Below are 18580 nucleotides of genomic sequence, written 5' to 3'. Positions count from 1 at the left end.
GGACTAGAGCACCTCCGGAGCCAGAGAAACGATCTTCATGAACTTCTTGTCACGCAGTTCACGACCAACCGGTCCGAAGATGCGGGTACCGCGGGGGTCACCGTCGTTCTTCAGGATCACAGCTGCGTTCTCGTCAAACTTGATGTAGGAACCATCCGCACGGCGGCGTTCCTTCTTGGTACGGACGATGACGGCCTTGACCACATCGCCCTTCTTTACGTTGCCGCCCGGGATTGCATCCTTTACGGTGGCGACGATGACGTCACCGATGCCTGCGTAGCGACGGCCGGATCCACCGAGAACGCGAATGGTAAGGATTTCCTTAGCACCCGTGTTGTCGGCGACCTTGAGTCGCGACTCCTGCTGAATCACTATTTACTCCTTGCGTCGCGCCGGTTCTCAGGCCGTGGTCTTGCTACGGAATGAGCCTTGCGGAACGGTTGATCGGGGTGTCTCTTGACCTGCCTGGATTTTGCCAGACCAGGCCTAAACGCCCGTGCCAGGAGCAGTTGCTCCCACCCGGTCCGGGAACGGATCCCGGGCGCACAGGGGCACTATGCTGTGGCACGCTTGTTTACGAGGTTGATGATGGCGCACGAAAGGCGCCATACAAACTCAATATCCTAGCACGTTTTCCGCCGGTCCCCATATCACCACCGTCGCCTGCCCCGCAAGACGGACGACGGCGCCGCGCAGGGCAGGGCAGCCTTCCGGCCCACCCAGGTGCCACTCCCCCGCCAACCCAGGCGCCGCCGTCGTCCGGCAGTCCACAACGCCCCATCACTACCTGCAGGAAATCCTCCAACGCGCCATCACCTCCCGCTGGTACGTTTCGGCAAGTGATGTGGCGTTTCCGAAAAGCGTGCAGGAACTGATGGGGCGTTTCGGGAAAAGGTGCAGGAAGTGATGGGGCGTCTGTGTGGGACGGACGGCCACGCCCGCTGCCCGTTAAACGAGGATGCCCCCGCTCCCGGAAGGGAGCGGAGGCATCCAGCAAAGCAGCGGGTGCTACTTGGCCTTTTCGAGGATTTCCACGAGCCGCCAGTTCTTGGTGGCGGACAGCGGACGGGTCTCGGCGATGACTACGAGGTCGCCGATGCCGGCGGTGTTCTCTTCGTCGTGCGCCTTGACCTTGGAGGTGCGGCGGATGACCTTGCCGTACAGTGCGTGCTTCACGCGGTCTTCAACCTCGACAACGATGGTCTTTTCCATCTTGTCGGAGACCACGTAGCCGCGACGGGTCTTGCGGTAACCGCGCTCCCCAGCCTTGGCTGCGGTAGCAGTTTCGGTCACGTTCTGGTCCTTTTCACTCACTTGGCGTCCTCCTCGGTCTCAGCCTTTTCAGCCTTGTCGGCCTTCTTGGTTGAAGCCTTCTTGGACTTCTTTTCTTCCTTGGCTTCCACAACCGGTGCGGCAACCTCGGCACGAATGCCCAGCTCGCGTTCGCGGAGAACGGTGTAGATGCGTGCAATGTCCTTCTTTACTGCACGCAGGCGGCCGTGGTTTTCCAGCTGTCCGGTGGCGGACTGGAAACGCAGGTTGAACAGCTCTTCCTTGGCCTTGCGGAGTTCTTCAACGAGACGCTCGTTGTCGAAACCGTCCAGCTGTGCGGGAGCCAGATCCTTGGATCCTACTGCCATTTCTATTCACCACCCTCGCGACGCACAATGCGTGCCTTCAACGGCAGCTTGTGGATTGCCAGGCGCAGGGCCTCGCGAGCTACCTCTTCATTGACACCGGAGAGTTCGAAGAGAACCCGACCCGGCTTGACGTTGGCGACCCACCATTCCGGTGAACCCTTACCGGAACCCATGCGGGTTTCGGCAGGCTTCTTGGTCAGCGGACGGTCCGGGTAGATGTTGATCCAGACCTTACCGCCACGCTTGATGTGGCGGGTCATGGCGATACGAGCGGACTCGATCTGACGGTTGGTGACGTATGCCGGGCTCAGTGCCTGGATGCCGTACTCACCGAAGGAGACCTGGGTACCGCCCGTAGCAGCGCCGGAACGACCCGGGTGGTGCTGCTTACGGTGCTTTACTCGACGTGGGATAAGCATTTAAGCCTGTCCTCCTTCTGCAGCAGCGGGTGCTGCTTCAACTGCCGGTGCTTCGGCAGCAGGAGCTGCGTCAGCGGCCGGGCGGTCGTTACGACGGCGGCGGTCACCGCGGTCAGCGCCACCCGGACGGCCGCCACGGTCGGAGCGGGGTCCGCGGGACGGTGCCGAAGCAGCCTGTGCGGCCAGTTCCTTGGCGGTGACGTCACCCTTGTAGATCCAAACCTTCACACCGATGCGGCCGAAGGTGGTCTTGGCTTCGTAGAAGCCGTAGTCGATGTTCGCGCGGAGGGTGTGCAGGGGCACACGGCCTTCGCGGTAGAACTCCGAGCGGGACATTTCAGCGCCACCCAAGCGGCCCGAGCAGGCGATACGGATGCCCTTGGCACCTGCACGCTGTGCGGACTGCATGGCCTTCTTCATCGCACGGCGGAATGCCACACGGGAAGTCAGCTGCTCTGCAACGCCCTGGGCCACGAGCTGGGCTTCCATTTCGGGGTTCTTGACCTCGAGGATGTTCAGCTGAACCTGCTTGCCGGTGAGCTTTTCGAGCTCGCCGCGGATGCGGTCTGCTTCTGCTCCACGGCGGCCGATGACGATACCCGGGCGGGCCGTGTGGATGTCCACGCGGACACGGTCACGGGTGCGCTCGATCTCGACCTTGGCGATGCCGGCGCGCTCCATGCCCGTGGACATGAGCTGGCGGATGCGGATGTCTTCGCGAACGAAATCCTTGTACCGCTGTCCGGCCTTGGTGCTGTCAGCGAACCAGTGCGATACGTGATCGGTGGTGATGCCGAGTCGGAACCCGTGCGGGTTTACTTTCTGTCCCACTTAGCGAGCCTCCTCTTTCTCCGGGGTAGCGACTACCACGGTGATGTGGCTGGTGCGCTTCTTGATCTGAAATGCACGACCCTGGGCACGCGGCTGGAACCGCTTCATGGTCGGGCCTTCATCAACAAACGCTTCGCTGATGATGAGGTCGCCTTCGTCAAACGCCACGCCGTCGCGGTCCGCGAGGACCCGGGCGTTGGAGATTGCTGACTGAACTACCTTGAATACCGGCTCCGAAGCTGCCTGCGGGGCAAACTTCAGAATTGCCAGAGCCTCATTCGCTTGCAATCCACGAACAAGGTTGACGACGCGCCGGGCCTTCATAGGCGTTACGCGGATGTGGCGCGCAATTGCCTTGGCTTCCATTGCTTTCCTTCTCTCGTCTTTGACGTAAACGCAGGCGCCTAGCGGCGCTTGCCCTTACGGTCGTCCTTGACATGGCCGCGGAATGTCCGCGTGGGAGCGAATTCGCCGAGCTTGTGCCCGACCATCGACTCAGTGACAAACACCGGGATGTGCTTGCGTCCGTCGTGTACGGCGATCGTGTGTCCGAGCATGTCGGGGATGATCATCGAACGGCGGGACCAGGTCTTGATGACGTTCTTGGTGCCCTTTTCGTTTTCCCTGGCTACCTTCACAAAGAGGTGCTGGTCAACGAAAGGACCTTTTTTCAGGCTGCGTGGCATGTGTCCAGGCTCCTATCGCTTGTTCTTGCCAGTACGACGGCGACGCACAATAAGCTTGTCGCTCTCTTTGTTGGGGCGGCGGGTGCGGCCTTCCCGCTTACCGTTCGGGTTGACGGGGTTACGTCCACCGGACGTCTTACCCTCACCACCACCGTGCGGGTGGTCAACCGGGTTCATGGCGACACCACGGACGGTCGGGCGAACGCCCTTCCACCGCATACGGCCGGCCTTGCCCCAGTTGATGTTCGACTGCTCGGCGTTGCCAACCTCGCCGACGGTTGCGCGGCAGCGCACGTCAACGTTGCGGATTTCGCCGGAAGGCAGACGCAGCTGGGCGAAGCGGCCTTCCTTGGCAACAAGCTGGATGGATGCGCCGGCGGAGCGGCCCATCTTGGCGCCGCCACCCGGGCGCAGTTCAACCGCGTGGATGACAGTACCCACCGGGATGTTGAGCAGCGGCAGGTTGTTACCGGGCTTGATGTCAGCACCGGCACCTGCCTCAACAACGTCACCCTGGGCGAGCTTGTTGGGGGCGATGATGTAACGCTTGGTGCCATCAACGTAGTGCAGGAGGGCGATGCGCGCCGTGCGGTTCGGATCGTACTCGATTTCGGCAACGCGGGCGTTGACGCCGTCCTTGTCGTGGCGACGGAAGTCGATCAGACGGTACTGGCGCTTGTGTCCACCACCCTTGTGACGGGTGGTGATCTTGCCGGAGTTGTTACGGCCGCCCTTCTTGGGCAGCGGACGTACCAACGACTTTTCCGGCGTCGACCGCGTAATTTCGGTGAAGTCCGCTACGCTCGAGCCACGACGGCCCGGGGTAGTCGGCTTGTACTTACGGATTCCCATAATTTATTTCCTCGTTAAAGTGGTCTCCGCTACGCGAGCGGACCGCCGAAGATGTCGATGGTGCCTTCTTTGAGGGTGACAATCGCACGCTTGGTGTTCTTGCGGGTACCCCATCCGAATTTGGTGCGCTTGCGCTTACCGGCACGGTTGATGGTGTTGATCGATTCGACCTTGACGGAGAAAATCTTCTCCACGGCCAGCTTGATCTCGGTCTTGTTCGAACGGGGGTCCACCAGGAAGGTGTACTTGCCCTCGTCGATCAGGCCGTAGCTCTTTTCCGACACGACGGGTGCAAGCACGACGTCGCGGGGATCCTTGATGGTGGCTGCACTCACTTGGCATCCTCCTCGTTCTTAGCTGCCTTGGCGGCAACGAATGCGTCGTAGGCAGCCTTGGTGAAGACAACGTCATCGGAGACGAGAACGTCGTAGGTGTTCAGCTGGTCTGCGTACAGAACGTGAACGCCGGCGAGGTTGCGCACGGACAGTGCGGCAACGTCGTTATCGCGCTCGATGACGACCAGCAGGTTCTTGCGGTCGGAAACACCGCGGAGCGTTGCCAGGGCGGTCTTGGCGGACGGCTTGGTGCCTTCAACCAGTTCTGCGACAACGTGGATGCGACCGTTGCGGGCCCGGTCAGAGAGTGCGCCGCGCAGTGCAGCAGCAATCATCTTCTTGGGGGTGCGCTGGCTGTAGTCACGCGGGGTGGGACCGTGGACAATGCCACCGCCGGTCATGTGGGGGGCACGGATGGAACCCTGACGGGCGCGGCCGGTGCCCTTCTGCTTGAACGGCTTGCGTCCTGCACCGGAAACTTCAGCGCGGGTCTTGGTCTTGTGGGTTCCCTGGCGGGCAGCAGCGAGCTGGGCAACGACAACCTGGTGCAGCAGCGGCACGTTGGTCTGAACGTCGAAGATCTCTGCAGGCAGGTCAACCTGGACAGTGTTAGCCATTGAACTAGGCTCCCTTCACGGCGGTGCGTACGAAGACGACCTGGCCGCGGGCACCGGGAACGGCACCCTTGATCAGGAGCAGCGACTTCTCGACGTCGACCGCGTGAACGGTGAGGTTCAGCGTGGTGTGACGAACGGCGCCCATGCGGCCGGCCATTCTCATGCCCTTGAAGACGCGGCTCGGGGTGGATGCGCCACCGATTGAACCGGGCTTACGGTGGTTCTTGTGGGCACCGTGGGAAGCTCCAACGCCGTGGAAGCCGTGACGCTTCATAACACCGGCGAAGCCCTTACCCTTGGTGGTCCCGACGACGTCGATCTTCTGGCCGGCTTCGAAGAGCTCTACGGAGAGCTCCTGGCCCAGCTCGTACTCGGCAGCATCTGCGGTACGAAGTTCGACGACGTGGCGGCGAGGCGTGACGCCTGCCTTTTCAAAGTGACCAGCCAGCGGCTTGGTGACCTTGCGGGGATCGATCTGGCCGTAGCCGATCTGAACGGCGACGTAGCCATCAACTTCTGCGTTGCGCAGCTGGGTGATGACGTTCGAGTCTGCCTGGACCACAGTGACGGGGATGAGCTTGTTGTTCTCGTCCCAGACCTGGGTCATGCCGAGCTTCGTGCCCAGCAGGCCCTTTACGTTACGGGTTGCGGTCATAGTCTCTCAGCACCTCCCTACAGCTTGATTTCGATGTTCACGTCAGCCGGCAGGTCGAGACGCATGAGCGAGTCGACAGCCTTCGGCGTGGGATCGATGATGTCGATAAGACGCTTGTGCGTGCGCATTTCAAAGTGCTCGCGGCTGTCCTTGTACTTGTGCGGAGAGCGGATAACGCAGTAAACGTTCTTCTCCGTGGGCAGCGGCACGGGGCCAACTACCGTTGCGCCTGCGCGCGTGACCGTCTCAACGATCTTCCGTGCTGAAACGTCAATGACCTCGTGGTCGTATGACTTCAGCCGGATGCGGATTTTTTGTCCCGCCATGTCGCCTGACTCTCTTTCAGTCTGTGCTTCCCCGGATTAGGGCTGCCCTGTTCACTTACTCGTTGTATGGCTGCCGAAGCATTTGAGGTCGTAACCACCATCCGCCGCACAAACTGAATCCGGATAAATCCGGGTTCCTCACCTTGCCGGCGTAACCGACCCCCGCGGTCGGGCGTGTCGCGCTGGGCGCGCATATGAATCCGCAGTTCCTTGGGGGTGGGTTATGTTTGGTCTTCAGCTTGGACCCTGCACCCGGCATTATCCGGATCGGGACACGAAGAAGCGCTTGAACAACTCATCTAGTATGCCGGAAAAGCCCGGCAGATGCGAATTGGCCTTCCGTTCGCCCCCTGAGATCCCATTGCAGTGGCATGAAACCGGCTGGATGATAGGTGCATGACCCTGGAAGGCACTGAATCGGTGACGCAACTGGCCGGGCGCGTGCCGCCGTCGTTCACCCTTGGCGTCGCCGCCGCGGCGTTCCAGATAGAAGGCGCGCTGACGGCAGGAGGCCGCGGGCCCTCGGGGTGGGACGCCTTCGCGGAGAAACCCGGCGCCATCATTGACGGCCACTCCCCCGCAGTGGCGTGCGACCACTACAACCGGCTGCCGGAAGATGTTGGACTGCTCAAGGAGCTGGGCGTTGACTCCTACCGGTTCTCCCTGTCCTGGCCGCGCATCCAGCCTGATGGCCAGGGCAGCTTCAACGCTGAGGGCCTGGACTTTTACGACCGCCTAATCGACCAGCTCCTTGAGGCCGGCATCTCCCCCATGGCCACCCTGTACCACTGGGACACCCCCCTGCCGCTGGAACACCGCGGCGGCTGGCTGAACCGGGATACCGCTGAGCGTTTCGGCGAGTACGCACGCGCCGCTGGTGAGCGGTTTGGCGATCGCGTTGACCAGTGGGTGACACTCAACGAGCCCGTGTCGGTCACCCTTAATGGATACGCGCTGGGAGTCCACGCGCCGGGACGCCGCCTGATGTTCGACGCCCTCCCCGCCATCCACCACCAACTCCTGGCGCATGGACTTGGCGTGCAGGCCCTGCGGGCAGCCGGCGTAGCGGGCGGCGTCGGCCTGACCAACCTGCACTCCCCCGTCAGGCCTGCCACCCGGAAGATCGGCGACCGGCTGGTGGCGCATCTGTACGACCTGCTGATGAACAGGCTCTACGCCGATCCAGTCCTGCTGGGGCGCTACCCGTCCCTGCCCTTGTATGCGAGGCCGTGGCTGCGTTCCATTGGCAGGATTTCCGATGCCGACCTGAAGACCATCCACCAGCCGCTGGACTTCTACGGCCTCAATTACTATTTCCCGGTCAAAGTGGCCCTGGGGCCGGGCATCACCCCCTTACCTGCGGACATGCACCAGGAGTTGGCGAAGCTGCCCTTCCACGAGGCGGGTTACCCGGAGTACGGCAGCACCGGCTTCGGCTGGCCCGTCGCGCCGGAGCATCTGGGTGTCCTGCTGCAGGAGATGCGGGACCGGTACGGGCAATCCCTCCCGCCGGTATACATCACCGAAGGCGGCGCGAGCTTCCCGGAACCGGACCGCGTTACGGAGACCCTGGAGGACACGGACCGGGTGGCGTACCTCGCAACCCATCTGGGGGCAGCCCTGGAGGCCACCTCGCCCGGCGGCGTCGCAGAAGGCGTGGATCTGCGGGGCTACTATGTGTGGACGCTGATGGACAACTTCGAGTGGGCCGCCGGATACTCCCAGCGCTTTGGCCTGGTGCATGTGGATTTCGACTCGCTGGAGCGGACACCCAAGCGTTCCTTCTACTGGTACCAGGCGTTGTCCCGGGCCCGCGGCAGCCGGCAGGACCACACGGTCCGTCCCTAAAGGGTCACTGGCGCCCCAGCACCGTCAGCACGATCAGTACGCAGTTCAGGCCCACGATCAGTGTGGCACTGGTCCAGCCTGCGATCCGGAGCGCCGCCGAGTCCGCATGGATGCCCATGACCTTGCGGCTCCCGGTGAGGCGGATCAGCGGGATGAGCGCGAACGGGATACCGAAACTCAGGAGGACCTGGCTGAGGACCAGGGCCAGGGTAGGTTCAATGCCGGCGCCCAGGACCAGCAGGGCCGGGATCAGGGTGACGGTGCGGCGGACAAGCAGCGGAATCCGCACTTTCAGCAGGCCGCCCATGATCGTGGCCCCGGCATAGCACCCTACCGAGGTGGACGCCAGGCCGGAGGCCAGGAGCCCCACGGCAAATACGACGCCGATAACCGGCCCCAGTGCCGACGTCACGGCCGCGTGCGCCCCGGCGATGGTGTCCGTCCCCTCCACTCCGCGGAGGCTGTTGGCGGCCAGCAGCAGCATGGCAATATTGACGATGCCGGCCAGCAGCAGAGCTCCGGCGACGTCCAGCCGGGTTGCCCTGATCAGCCGCGTCCTGGTGACGGGATCTTCGGAGAAACCGTGACGGTCCCGCGCCAGGGCTGAGTGCAGGTAGATCGCGTGCGGCATGACAGTGGCCCCAAGCATGCTGGCAGCGAGCAGGACGGTGTCGGTGCCGCCAAACCGTGGCACGAGGCCGGCGAGGGCCCCGCCCGCGTCCGGCGGGGCAACGAACAGCCCTGAAACGAAGCCGACGGCGATCACGCCGAGCAGGGTCAGGATGGCGAGTTCGAAGGACTTCTGGCTCCGGTGCGATTGAAGTCCCAGCAGCAGCATGGACGCCAATCCAATGATCACTCCGCCCGTGAGCAGCGGTAGGCCGAACAGCAGGTTGAGGGCGACAGCTCCGCCAATGACCTCTGCCATGTCTGTAGCACCGGCAACGATCTCAGCCTGCACCCAAAAGGCACGCCGCTGCCCGGTTCCCAAGCGCTTGCCCAGGATCTCCGGCAGGCTCATGCCGGTGGCAAGGCCCAGCTTGGCGGACTGGTACTGGATCAGCACGGCCATGGCATTCGCAACTACCAGCACCCAGACAAGCAGGTATCCGAAGTTTGCCCCGGCCGTCAGGTTCGCCGCCACGTTCCCGGGATCAACGTATGCAATTGCCGCCACGAAGGCCGGACCGAGCAGCAGGAGGCGCGACCAGCCCTTGGTGGAAGCGGATTCAGCCGCCAATGTTGAAACAGCCATCACGTGTCCTCGTCGTCGGGGCGTCAATAGGACGAGGATACCGCGAATTTAGGTGTACCGAAAAGTAGGACTAAGGCATGCCTTCGAGATTGGGGTGCCCGCGGCACTACTGGTTCTTGTTTGCCCTGTTGATCCGCTTTGCCCGGTCAATTTCGTGCCGGAAGTTCCGCCTGACCCAAAACACCCCGGCCACGACGGCCACCGCGATGATGAGGAAGATAAGCCAGCCCATGATGGTCTCCTTTCAGTGCTGCAACAGTATCAGGGGGCCTTTAACGAAAAAGGACAGCCCCGCTGCTTTTGCAGCGGGGCTGTCCTTCAGTTCAGCAAGTACTACTTGATGATCTTGGTAACGCGTCCCGAACCAACGGTGCGGCCGCCTTCGCGGATAGCGAAGCCGAGGCCCTCTTCCATGGCGATGGGCTGGATGAGCGCAACGGTCATCTCAGTGTTGTCGCCAGGCATAACCATTTCCGTGCCCTCGGGCAGGGTGATAACGCCGGTTACGTCCGTGGTGCGGAAGTAGAACTGCGGGCGGTAGTTGGAGTAGAACGGGTTGTGACGTCCGCCTTCGTCCTTGGAGAGGATGTAGACGTTGGCCTCGAAATCGGTGTGCGGGGTGATGGAACCCGGCTTGACGACGACCTGGCCACGCTCGACATCGTCGCGCTTCAGACCGCGGAGCAGCAGGCCACAGTTCTCGCCGGCCCATGCTTCGTCGAGCTGCTTGTGGAACATCTCGATACCGGTAACCGTGGTCTTCTGGACCGGGCGGATGCCGACGATCTCGACCTCGGAGTTGATGGCGAGGGTTCCACGCTCGGCGCGGCCCGTAACAACGGTGCCACGACCGGTGATGGTGAAGACGTCCTCGATCGGCATCAGGAACGGCTTGTCGCGGTCACGTACGGGGTCCGGAACGGACTCGTCGACGGCAGCCATCAGGTCCTCAACGGACTTGACCCACTCGGGGTCGCCTTCCAGTGCCTTCAGGCCTGAAACGCGGACAACCGGAGCGTTGTCGCCATCGAAGCCCTGCGAGCTCAGGAGCTCACGAACTTCCATTTCGACCAGGTCGAGCAGTTCTTCGTCGTCGACCATGTCAGCCTTGTTCAGGGCGACCAGCAGGTAGGGAACACCAACCTGGCGGGCGAGCAGAACGTGCTCGCGGGTCTGAGCCATCGGGCCGTCGGTAGCGGCAACCACGAGGATTGCGCCGTCCATCTGGGCAGCACCGGTGATCATGTTCTTGATGTAGTCAGCGTGGCCGGGGGCGTCAACGTGTGCGTAGTGACGCTTCTCGGTCTGGTACTCCACGTGGGAGATGTTGATGGTAATACCGCGCTGACGCTCTTCGGGTGCAGAGTCGATCGACGCGAAGTCACGCTTCTCGTTGAGATCCGGGTACTTGTCGTACAGCACCTTGGAAATGGCGGCCGTCAGCGTCGTCTTACCGTGGTCAACGTGACCAATGGTGCCGATGTTGACGTGCGGCTTAGTCCGCTCGAACTTTGCCTTTGCCACAGGTTCCTCCTAGAACGTTTTCAAATAGCTTGCCCTCCAGCCGCGCTTATCGCGGTAGAACTCAGGCAAGTCTACTTGGGGGGCTTTGGATTGGTGAAATTGCAGATTCAGGAACTAATACTAATCCCCTGAGCCTGTTCGTGCAGGGGCCGGAACCAGCCGGACGAATCCGGCCGGCCGGCCGCCTGCACCGGCCGCACTGTCCAAGGACGGACAGCGCAACCGAGGTTTTCGCTGCGAGAGTCCGGAGGGACTATTCGCCGCGGGACTTCTGGATGATCTCGTCGGCAACTGCCTTCGGGACCTCGGCGTAGCTGTTGAACGTCATGGAGTAAACAGCACGGCCCTGGGTCTTGGAGCGCAGGTCACCGATGTAGCCGAACATGCCGGACAGCGGGACGTGCGCACGGATGACCTTGACGCCCTGTGCATCTTCCATGGACTGCATCTGGCCACGCCGTGAGTTGATGTCACCGATAACTTCACCCATGTATTCCTCAGGGGTGCGGACCTCGACATCCATCAGCGGTTCAAGCAGGACAGGGTTCGCCTTGCGTGCAGCTTCCTTGAAAGCCATACGTCCGGCGATCTTGAACGCCATTTCCGAGGAGTCAACATCGTGGTACGCGCCATCGATCAGCGTGGCCTTGATGCCGACAACCGGGTAGCCGGCCAGGACGCCGTCGTTCAGCGCATCCTGGATGCCCGCGTCAACAGACGGGATGTACTCGCGGGGAACGCGGCCACCGGTGACCTTGTTCTCGAACTCGTACAGCTCGCCTTCGGCGGTGTCCAGCGGCTCGATGGCGATCTGGATCTTCGCGAACTGACCCGAACCACCGGTCTGCTTCTTGTGCGTGTAGTCGTGGCGTTCGACGGCGCGCTTGATGGTTTCGCGGTAAGCAACCTGCGGCTTGCCAACGTTGGCTTCAACCTTGAACTCGCGGCGCATGCGGTCCACCAGGATGTCCAGGTGGAGCTCGCCCATGCCGGCGATGATGGTCTGGCCGGTGTCTTCGTTGAGGGACACCTGGAAGGTGGGGTCCTCAGCGGAGAGCTTCTGGATGGCCGTGGAGAGCTTCTCCTGGTCACCCTTGGTGTTCGGCTCGATGGCAACCGAGATCACGGGCTCCGGGAAGCTCATGGACTCGAGCACGATCTGGTTGTTGGCATCGCACAGGGTGTCACCGGTGGTGGTGTCCTTCAGGCCGATGGCTGCGTAGATGTGGCCGGCGGTAGCGCCCTCAACGGGCATTTCCTTGTTGGCGTGCATCTGGAACAGCTTGCCGATGCGCTCCTTCTTGCCCTTGGTGGAGTTGACCACCTGGGCGCCTGCTTCCACGTGACCGGAGTACACGCGGATGAAGGTGAGCTGGCCGAAGAAGGGGTGGGCCGCAATCTTGAACGCCAGGGCCGAGAACGGCTCGTCAGCGGAAGGCTTGCGGGTCAGTTCCTTCTCTTCGTCGCGAGGGTCGTGGCCGACCATCGGGGGGACGTCGAGCGGGTTCGGCAGGTAGTCAACCACCGCGTCCAGCATGGGCTGAACGCCGCGGTTCTTGAAGGCGGAGCCGCAGAAGATCGGGTAGAGCTCGGAAGCGATGGTCATCTTGCGGATGCCGGCCTTGAGTTCGTCGATGGAAATCTCTTCGCCCTCGAGGTACTTCTCCATGAGTTCCTCGGAAGACTCAGCGACGGTCTCAACGAGGTTCGCGCGGTATTCCTCGGCCTTTTCCTGGAGGTCTGCCGGGATCTCGCGGATCTCGTACTTGGCACCCATGGTCACGTCACCCTTGGCGTCGCCCGGCCAAACCAGGGCACGCATGTAGAGCAGGTCGACGACGCCGATGAAGTCGTTCTCGGCACCGATGGGCAGCTGCATGACCAGCGGCTTCGCACCGAGGCGGCTGATGATGGTGTCCACGGTGAAGTAGAAGTCAGCACCGAGCTTGTCCATCTTGTTGACGAAGCAGATACGCGGAACGTTGTACTTGTCAGCCTGGCGCCACACGGTCTCGGACTGCGGCTCAACGCCTTCCTTGCCATCGAAGACGGCGACTGCACCGTCGAGGACGCGCAGGGAGCGCTCAACCTCAACCGTGAAGTCCACGTGGCCGGGGGTGTCGATGATGTTGATCTGGTTGTTTTCCCAGAAGCAGGTCACGGCGGCAGACGTGATGGTGATGCCGCGTTCCTTTTCCTGTTCCATCCAGTCAGTGGTCGAAGCGCCGTCGTGCGTTTCGCCGATCTTGTGGTTCACACCCGTGTAGAACAGGATGCGCTCGGTAGTGGTGGTCTTGCCGGCATCAATGTGGGCCATGATGCCGATGTTGCGGACCTTGCTAAGGTCGGTAAGCACGTCCTGTGCCACGGGGTCTCCTTTTGGGATGGACTACACGTTCGCCGCCGGCTCGGTTGAGCCGGCGGCGTCCGGGGAGTATTACCAGCGGTAGTGTGCGAAGGCCTTGTTGGACTCGGCCATCTTGTGGGTGTCTTCGCGACGCTTCACAGCGGCACCGAGACCGTTGGACGCATCCAGGATTTCGTTCTGGAGACGTTCGGTCATCGTCTTTTCACGGCGGGCCTTGGAGTAGCCAACCAGCCACCGCAGGGCGAGTGCGGTGGAGCGGCCCGGCTTGACCTCAACCGGAACCTGGTAGGTGGCGCCACCGACACGGCGGGAGCGGACCTCGAGGGACGGCTTGACGTTGTCCATGGCCTTCTTCAGGGCTGCAACGGGGTCGCCGCCGGACTTGGCGCGGGCGCCTTCGAGTGCACCGTAGACAATGCGCTCTGCCGTGGACTTCTTGCCGTCAACGAGCACCTTGTTGATGAGCTGGGTTACCAGCGGGGAACCGTAAACCGGATCCGAAACGAGCGGCCGCTTGGGGGCCGGACCCTTGCGAGGCATATTACTTCTTCTCCATCTTTGCGCCGTAGCGGCTGCGGGCCTGCTTACGGTTCTTCACACCCTGGGTATCGAGGGCGCCACGGACGATCTTGTAGCGGACACCCGGGAGGTCCTTCACACGACCACCGCGAACGAGCACAATGGAGTGCTCCTGCAGGTTGTGGCCAACACCGGGGATGTAGGCGGTAACTTCCACGCCGCCGTTGAGGCGCACACGTGCCACCTTACGCAGAGCCGAGTTCGGCTTCTTCGGGGTGGTGGTGTAGACGCGGGTGCAAACACCGCGGCGCATGGGGCTGCCCTTAAGCGCGGGAGCCTTGGTCTTTGAGACCTTAGGCGTGCGGCCCTTACGGACCAGCTGGTTAATCGTAGGCACTCTCGTGTTCTCCGTTTTATCCGGAGCGGCTGTTTCCGGCCACTCTCTTGTTGCGTTGCCCCGCCGCCCGGGCCCTGAAGGGAATCTCCATGGCGGCGAAGGCGAAGCCTTAATAGTCGGATCGCACACCGGGATCGAAACGTACATTCCTGCAGTTCCCTAGGCATGCAAAAATGTGGCATACGTTGCACAAGAACCCTGCAAACCGGAAACGTCGCTCTGATCCAGCTTTTCAGCTGATACCGGCGCACTCATCCACTGCCACAATAACAATTGGTAACAAGTTTAGCATGGACGGGCCCCATGCCTTAATCGGGCCTCCCACCATGGCTAAACGGGGATGGTCCCCCACCTTGCGGTGCGGGACCATCCCTTGGTCAGGCGTCAACCGTCAGTGGTTACCGGAAGTCGTTGCCCAGGTCGTAGTCATCCAGCGGGATGGCGTGGAACTCGGGAGCTCCGTCACCACCCAGGGTGTCGTACGAGAAGTCACTGAACGCGCTGGGGCCGGTGAACAGGTTGGCCTTTGCTTCCTCAGTGGGCTCCACGGTGACCTCGGTGTAGCGCGGGAGACCCGTGCCGGCCGGGATCAGCTTACCGATGATGACGTTTTCCTTCAGGCCGAGCAGCGGATCGCTCTTGCCTTCCATGGCCGCCTGCGTCAGGACGCGGGTGGTCTCCTGGAAGGAAGCTGCGGACAGCCAGGACTCGGTGGCCAGCGACGCCTTGGTGATGCCCATGAGTTCAGGACGTCCGGAAGCCGGAGTCTTGCCCTCGGACACAACGCGGCGGTTGGCGTCTTCGAAGCGGCTGCGCTCGGCGAGCTCGCCGGGCAGCAGGTCCGATTCGCCGGACTCGATGACAGTGACGCGGCGCAGCATCTGGCGGACGATAACCTCGACGTGCTTGTCGTGGATACCGATGCCCTGGCTGCGGTACACGCCCTGCACTTCGTCCACGAGGAACTTCTGTGCCGCACGCGGACCCATGATGCGCAGGACCTGCTTGGGGTCCACCGGACCGTTGATCAGCTTCTGGCCAACGGCGACATGGTCGCCGTCTTCGATCAGCAGGCGTGAACGGCGGAGGACCGGGTAGGCGATCTCTTCCGTTCCGTCATCCGGGGTGATGACCAGGCGCATCTGGCGCTCGGACTCTTCAATGGTGATGCGGCCGGCTGCTTCAGCAATCGGCGCGACGCCCTTGGGAGTACGGGCTTCGAAGAGCTCCTGGATACGGGGCAGACCCTGGGTGATGTCGTCGCCACCGCCGGCGGAAACAGCACCACCGGTGTGGAACGTACGCATGGTCAGCTGGGTACCGGGCTCACCGATGGACTGTGCGGCGATGATGCCAACGGCCTCGCCGATGTCCACGGTCTTGCCGGTGGCCAGCGAGCGGCCGTAGCACAGGGCGCAGGTGCCGACGCTGGACTCACAGGTGAGTACGGAGCGGACCTTGACCTCGGTGATGCCTGCCTTGAAGAGCTCAGCGATCACGACGTCGCCGCAGTCAGTGCCGGCCGCTGCGAGGACGTTGCCCTCGGAGTCGACGACGTCGACCGCCAGCGTACGTGCGTACGCGCTGTTCTCGACGTTCTCGTCCAGGACCAGCTCACCGTTGGAATCGGCGACGGCGATGGGCGTGACCAGGCCGCGCTCGGTGCCGCAGTCCTCTTCACGGACGATGACGTCCTGCGAGACGTCCACCAGTCGACGGGTCAGGTAACCCGAGTTGGCGGTACGCAGTGCGGTATCGGCCAGGCCCTTACGGGCACCGTGCGTGGCGATGAAGTATTCCAGCACCGACAGGCCCTCGCGGTAGGAGGACTTGATGGGGCGCGGGATGATCTCACCCTTCGGGTTGGCCACCAGGCCACGGATACCCGCGATCTGGCGGACCTGCATCCAGTTACCACGTGCACCGGAGGACACCATGCGGTTGATGGTGTTCATCGGGGACAGGCTCTCACGCATCACGGTGGCGATGTCGTTGGTTGCCTTGTTCCAGATCTCGATCAGTTCCTGGCGGCGCTCGTCGTCGTCGATCAGGCCCTTGTCGTACTGGCCCTGGATCTTGGCGGCGCGTTCCTCGTACCCGGCAAGGATTTCCGGCTTGGCAGCAGGAACCTCGATGTCGGAGATGGCGACGGTGACGCCCGAACGGGTTGCCCAGTAGAAACCGGCATCCTTCAGGTTGTCCAGCGTTGCCGCGGTGACGACCTTGGGGTAGCGCTCGGCGAGGTCGTTGACGATCCGGGACAGTTCGCCCTTGTCGGCAACGGCTTCAACCCACGGGTAGTCCTCGGGCAGGGTCTGGTTGAACACAACCTGGCCCAGGGAGGTCTGGACGAGTGCCGGCTGACCGGGCTCCCAGCCTTCCGGGGCTTCCCAGCCGGCGTAGGGAACGAATCCTTCGAGCCGGATCTTGACCTGCGAGTTCAGGTGAAGCTCGCGTGCATCGAAGGCCATGATGGCTTCCGATACGGAGGAGAAGATCCTGCCTTCGCCGGCGGAACCCTTCCGCTTGGTGGTCAGGTGGTACAGGCCGATGATCATATCCTGCGAAGGCAGGGTGACCGGGCGTCCGTCAGAGGGCTTCAGGATGTTGTTCGAGGACAGCATCAGGATGCGGGCCTCAGCCTGCGCCTCGGGGCTCAGCGGCAGGTGGACTGCCATCTGGTCGCCGTCGAAGTCGGCGTTGAACGCGCCACAAACCAGCGGGTGCAGCTGGATTGCCTTGCCTTCAACAAGCTGCGGCTCGAACGCCTGGATGCCCAGGCGGTGCAGGGTAGGTGCACGGTTGAGCAGCACCGGGTGTTCGGTGATGATCTCTTCGAGCACGTCCCAGACCTGCGGGCGGTAGCGCTCCACCATCCGCTTGGCCGACTTGATGTTCTGGGCGTGGTTGAGGTCAACCAGGCGCTTCATCACGAACGGCTTGAAGAGCTCCAGGGCCATCTGCTTGGGCAGGCCGCACTGGTGCAGCTTCAGCTGCGGGCCGACGACGATGACCGAACGGCCGGAGTAGTCGACGCGCTTGCCGAGGAGGTTCTGGCGGAAGCGGCCCTGCTTGCCCTTGAGCATGTCGCTCAGGGACTTCAGCGGACGGTTGCCCGGTCCGGTGACCGGGCGGCCGCGGCGGCCGTTGTCGAAGAGGCTGTCAACAGCTTCCTGAAGCATGCGCTTCTCGTTGTTGACGATGATCTCCGGAGCACCCAGGTCAAGCAGTCGCTTGAGGCGGTTGTTGCGGTTGATCACGCGGCGGTACAGGTCGTTGAGGTCGGAGGTCGCGAAGCGGCCACCGTCCAGCTGGACCATGGGGCGCAGTTCCGGCGGGATCACCGGGACGGCGTCGAGGACCATGCCCAGCGGGCTGTTGTTGGTGGTCAGGAATGCGTTGACCACCTTGAGCCGCTTCAGGGCGCGGGTCTTGCGCTGGCCCTTGCCGTTGGCGATGACGTCGCGCAGCAGGTCGGACTCGGCCTGCATGTCGAAGTTCTCGAGCCGCTTCTTGATGGCCTCGGCACCCATGGAGCCTTCGAAGTACATGCCGTAGCGGTCGCGCAGTTCGCGGTACAGCCCCTCGTCACCTTCGAGGTCGGCGACCTTCAGGTTCTTGAAGCGGTCCCAGACCTGCTCGAGGCGCTCGATGTCGGCATCGGCACGCTTGCGCACGTTGGCCATCTGGCGGTCGGCGGAGTCGCGGGCCTTCTTCTTGTCGGCAGCCTTGGCGCCTTCGCCCTCGAGACGGGCAATTTCGCCTTCAAGGTCGCGGGCAATCGCGGCGATATCGGCGTCGCGGTTGTCGATCAGCTGCTTCTTCTCGATGTCGTGCTCAACCTGCAGGTTGGGCAGTTCCTCGTGGCGGGCAGCTTCGTCGACGCTGGTGATCATGTAGGCAGCGAAGTAGATGACCTTTTCGAGGTCCTTCGGGGCCAGGTCAAGGAGGTAGCCCAGGCGGGACGGAACACCCTTGAAGTACCAGATGTGCGTAACGGGGGCGGCCAGTTCGATGTGGCCCATGCGCTCGCGGCGGACCTTGGCGCGGGTGACTTCAACGCCACAGCGCTCACAGATGATGCCCTTGAAGCGCACGCGCTTGTACTTGCCGCAGTAGCATTCCCAGTCGCGGGACGGGCCGAAGATCTTCTCGCAGAAGAGGCCGTCCTTCTCGGGCTTGAGCGTGCGGTAGTTGATGGTTTCCGGCTTCTTAACCTCGCCGTACGACCAGCCGCGGATGTCTTCCGCGGTGGCGAGGCCGATCTGCATGAGGCCGAAGGAGGATTCGCTGGACATATGGTCCCTG

At 62.6% G+C, this 18580-nt stretch carries 20 protein-coding genes; 1 reads left to right on the top strand and 19 read right to left on the bottom strand.

Annotated features, from left to right (window positions below; all coding sequences use genetic code 11):
• Window positions 1-3: 3 nt before the first annotated feature.
• The 12 genes from rplN to rpsJ form a co-directional block, all read right to left on the bottom strand.
• Window positions 4-372 carry a 50S ribosomal protein L14 gene (gene rplN, locus PV772_RS04115; protein WP_003803789.1) on the bottom strand — a complete coding sequence of 123 codons (369 nt, stop codon included), beginning with the start codon at window positions 370-372 and terminating at the stop codon, window positions 4-6.
• Between the two features lie 636 nt (window positions 373-1008).
• Window positions 1009-1314 (bottom strand): 30S ribosomal protein S17, encoded by a 306-nt coding sequence (gene rpsQ, locus PV772_RS04110; RefSeq protein ID WP_141159769.1) that lies wholly within the window; start codon window positions 1312-1314, stop codon window positions 1009-1011.
• Complete coding sequence (gene rpmC, locus PV772_RS04105; protein WP_018769136.1) at window positions 1311-1640, bottom strand: 50S ribosomal protein L29; 330 nt, start codon at window positions 1638-1640, stop codon at window positions 1311-1313. Before rpmC ends, rpsQ begins: the two co-directional genes overlap by 4 nt.
• A 2-nt stretch (window positions 1641-1642) precedes the next feature.
• The gene (gene rplP / locus PV772_RS04100; RefSeq protein ID WP_043454603.1) at window positions 1643-2059 is read right to left on the bottom strand and encodes a 50S ribosomal protein L16; all 417 of its coding nucleotides are present in this window, start codon (window positions 2057-2059) and stop codon (window positions 1643-1645) included.
• Window positions 2060-2890, bottom strand: coding sequence for a 30S ribosomal protein S3 (gene rpsC / locus PV772_RS04095; protein WP_056075369.1), 831 nt, complete (start codon window positions 2888-2890; stop codon window positions 2060-2062).
• Entirely contained in the window at window positions 2891-3256 is a 366-nt protein-coding gene (gene rplV, locus PV772_RS04090) for a 50S ribosomal protein L22 (RefSeq protein ID WP_009358304.1), read from the bottom strand. It abuts the gene before it with no gap.
• 38 nt (window positions 3257-3294) lie between these two features.
• Window positions 3295-3576: a 30S ribosomal protein S19 gene (gene rpsS, locus PV772_RS04085; protein WP_003803803.1), complete on the bottom strand. Its 282-nt coding sequence runs from the start codon at window positions 3574-3576 to the stop codon at window positions 3295-3297.
• Between the two features lie 12 nt (window positions 3577-3588).
• Window positions 3589-4428: a 50S ribosomal protein L2 gene (gene rplB / locus PV772_RS04080; RefSeq protein WP_141159767.1), complete on the bottom strand. Its 840-nt coding sequence runs from the start codon at window positions 4426-4428 to the stop codon at window positions 3589-3591.
• A 29-nt stretch (window positions 4429-4457) separates the two neighbouring features.
• Window positions 4458-4763 (bottom strand): 50S ribosomal protein L23, encoded by a 306-nt coding sequence (rplW, locus tag PV772_RS04075; protein WP_011692807.1) that lies wholly within the window; start codon window positions 4761-4763, stop codon window positions 4458-4460.
• Window positions 4760-5380, bottom strand: coding sequence for a 50S ribosomal protein L4 (rplD, locus tag PV772_RS04070; RefSeq protein ID WP_141159766.1), 621 nt, complete (start codon window positions 5378-5380; stop codon window positions 4760-4762). Before rplD ends, rplW begins: the two co-directional genes overlap by 4 nt.
• Window positions 5381-5384: 4 nt before the next feature.
• The gene (gene rplC / locus PV772_RS04065; RefSeq protein WP_141159765.1) at window positions 5385-6035 is read right to left on the bottom strand and encodes a 50S ribosomal protein L3; all 651 of its coding nucleotides are present in this window, start codon (window positions 6033-6035) and stop codon (window positions 5385-5387) included.
• Window positions 6036-6052: 17 nt separating this feature from the next.
• Window positions 6053-6361, bottom strand: coding sequence for a 30S ribosomal protein S10 (rpsJ, locus tag PV772_RS04060; RefSeq protein ID WP_003803825.1), 309 nt, complete (start codon window positions 6359-6361; stop codon window positions 6053-6055).
• Between the two features lie 396 nt (window positions 6362-6757).
• On the opposite strand from rpsJ, the gene PV772_RS04055 reads away from it, so the two are divergent.
• The gene (locus PV772_RS04055; RefSeq protein WP_347885431.1) at window positions 6758-8209 is read left to right on the top strand and encodes a GH1 family beta-glucosidase; all 1452 of its coding nucleotides are present in this window, start codon (window positions 6758-6760) and stop codon (window positions 8207-8209) included.
• Window positions 8210-8213: 4 nt separating this feature from the next.
• Here PV772_RS04055 and PV772_RS04050 read toward each other — a convergent pair whose 3' ends face one another.
• From PV772_RS04050 to PV772_RS04020, 7 genes are all read right to left on the bottom strand, one after another.
• On the bottom strand, window positions 8214-9464 hold the full coding sequence (locus PV772_RS04050; RefSeq protein WP_347885430.1) for an Nramp family divalent metal transporter: 1251 nt from the start codon (window positions 9462-9464) through the stop codon (window positions 8214-8216).
• 106 nt (window positions 9465-9570) lie between these two features.
• The gene (locus tag PV772_RS04045; protein WP_256398176.1) at window positions 9571-9696 is read right to left on the bottom strand and encodes a hypothetical protein; all 126 of its coding nucleotides are present in this window, start codon (window positions 9694-9696) and stop codon (window positions 9571-9573) included.
• A gap of 101 nt (window positions 9697-9797) precedes the next feature.
• Entirely contained in the window at window positions 9798-10988 is a 1191-nt protein-coding gene (tuf, locus tag PV772_RS04040) for an elongation factor Tu (RefSeq protein WP_141159762.1), read from the bottom strand.
• A gap of 253 nt (window positions 10989-11241) precedes the next feature.
• Complete coding sequence (gene fusA / locus PV772_RS04035) at window positions 11242-13356, bottom strand: elongation factor G (RefSeq protein WP_347885429.1); 2115 nt, start codon at window positions 13354-13356, stop codon at window positions 11242-11244.
• A 69-nt stretch (window positions 13357-13425) separates the two neighbouring features.
• Window positions 13426-13896, bottom strand: coding sequence for a 30S ribosomal protein S7 (gene rpsG / locus PV772_RS04030; RefSeq protein ID WP_003803829.1), 471 nt, complete (start codon window positions 13894-13896; stop codon window positions 13426-13428).
• A gap of 1 nt (window position 13897) precedes the next feature.
• Window positions 13898-14272: a 30S ribosomal protein S12 gene (gene rpsL, locus PV772_RS04025; RefSeq protein WP_009358312.1), complete on the bottom strand. Its 375-nt coding sequence runs from the start codon at window positions 14270-14272 to the stop codon at window positions 13898-13900.
• Window positions 14273-14670: 398 nt separating this feature from the next.
• Complete coding sequence (locus PV772_RS04020) at window positions 14671-18570, bottom strand: DNA-directed RNA polymerase subunit beta' (RefSeq protein ID WP_141159760.1); 3900 nt, start codon at window positions 18568-18570, stop codon at window positions 14671-14673.
• Window positions 18571-18580 lie beyond the last annotated feature (10 nt).

It is taken from the genome of Pseudarthrobacter sp. CC12 (assembly GCF_039907755.1).
GTDB classification, from domain to species: domain Bacteria; phylum Actinomycetota; class Actinomycetes; order Actinomycetales; family Micrococcaceae; genus Arthrobacter; species Arthrobacter niigatensis.
The sequence above is the reverse complement of the archived record's forward strand: the minus strand, read 5'-3'. Positions and strand labels throughout refer to the sequence as shown.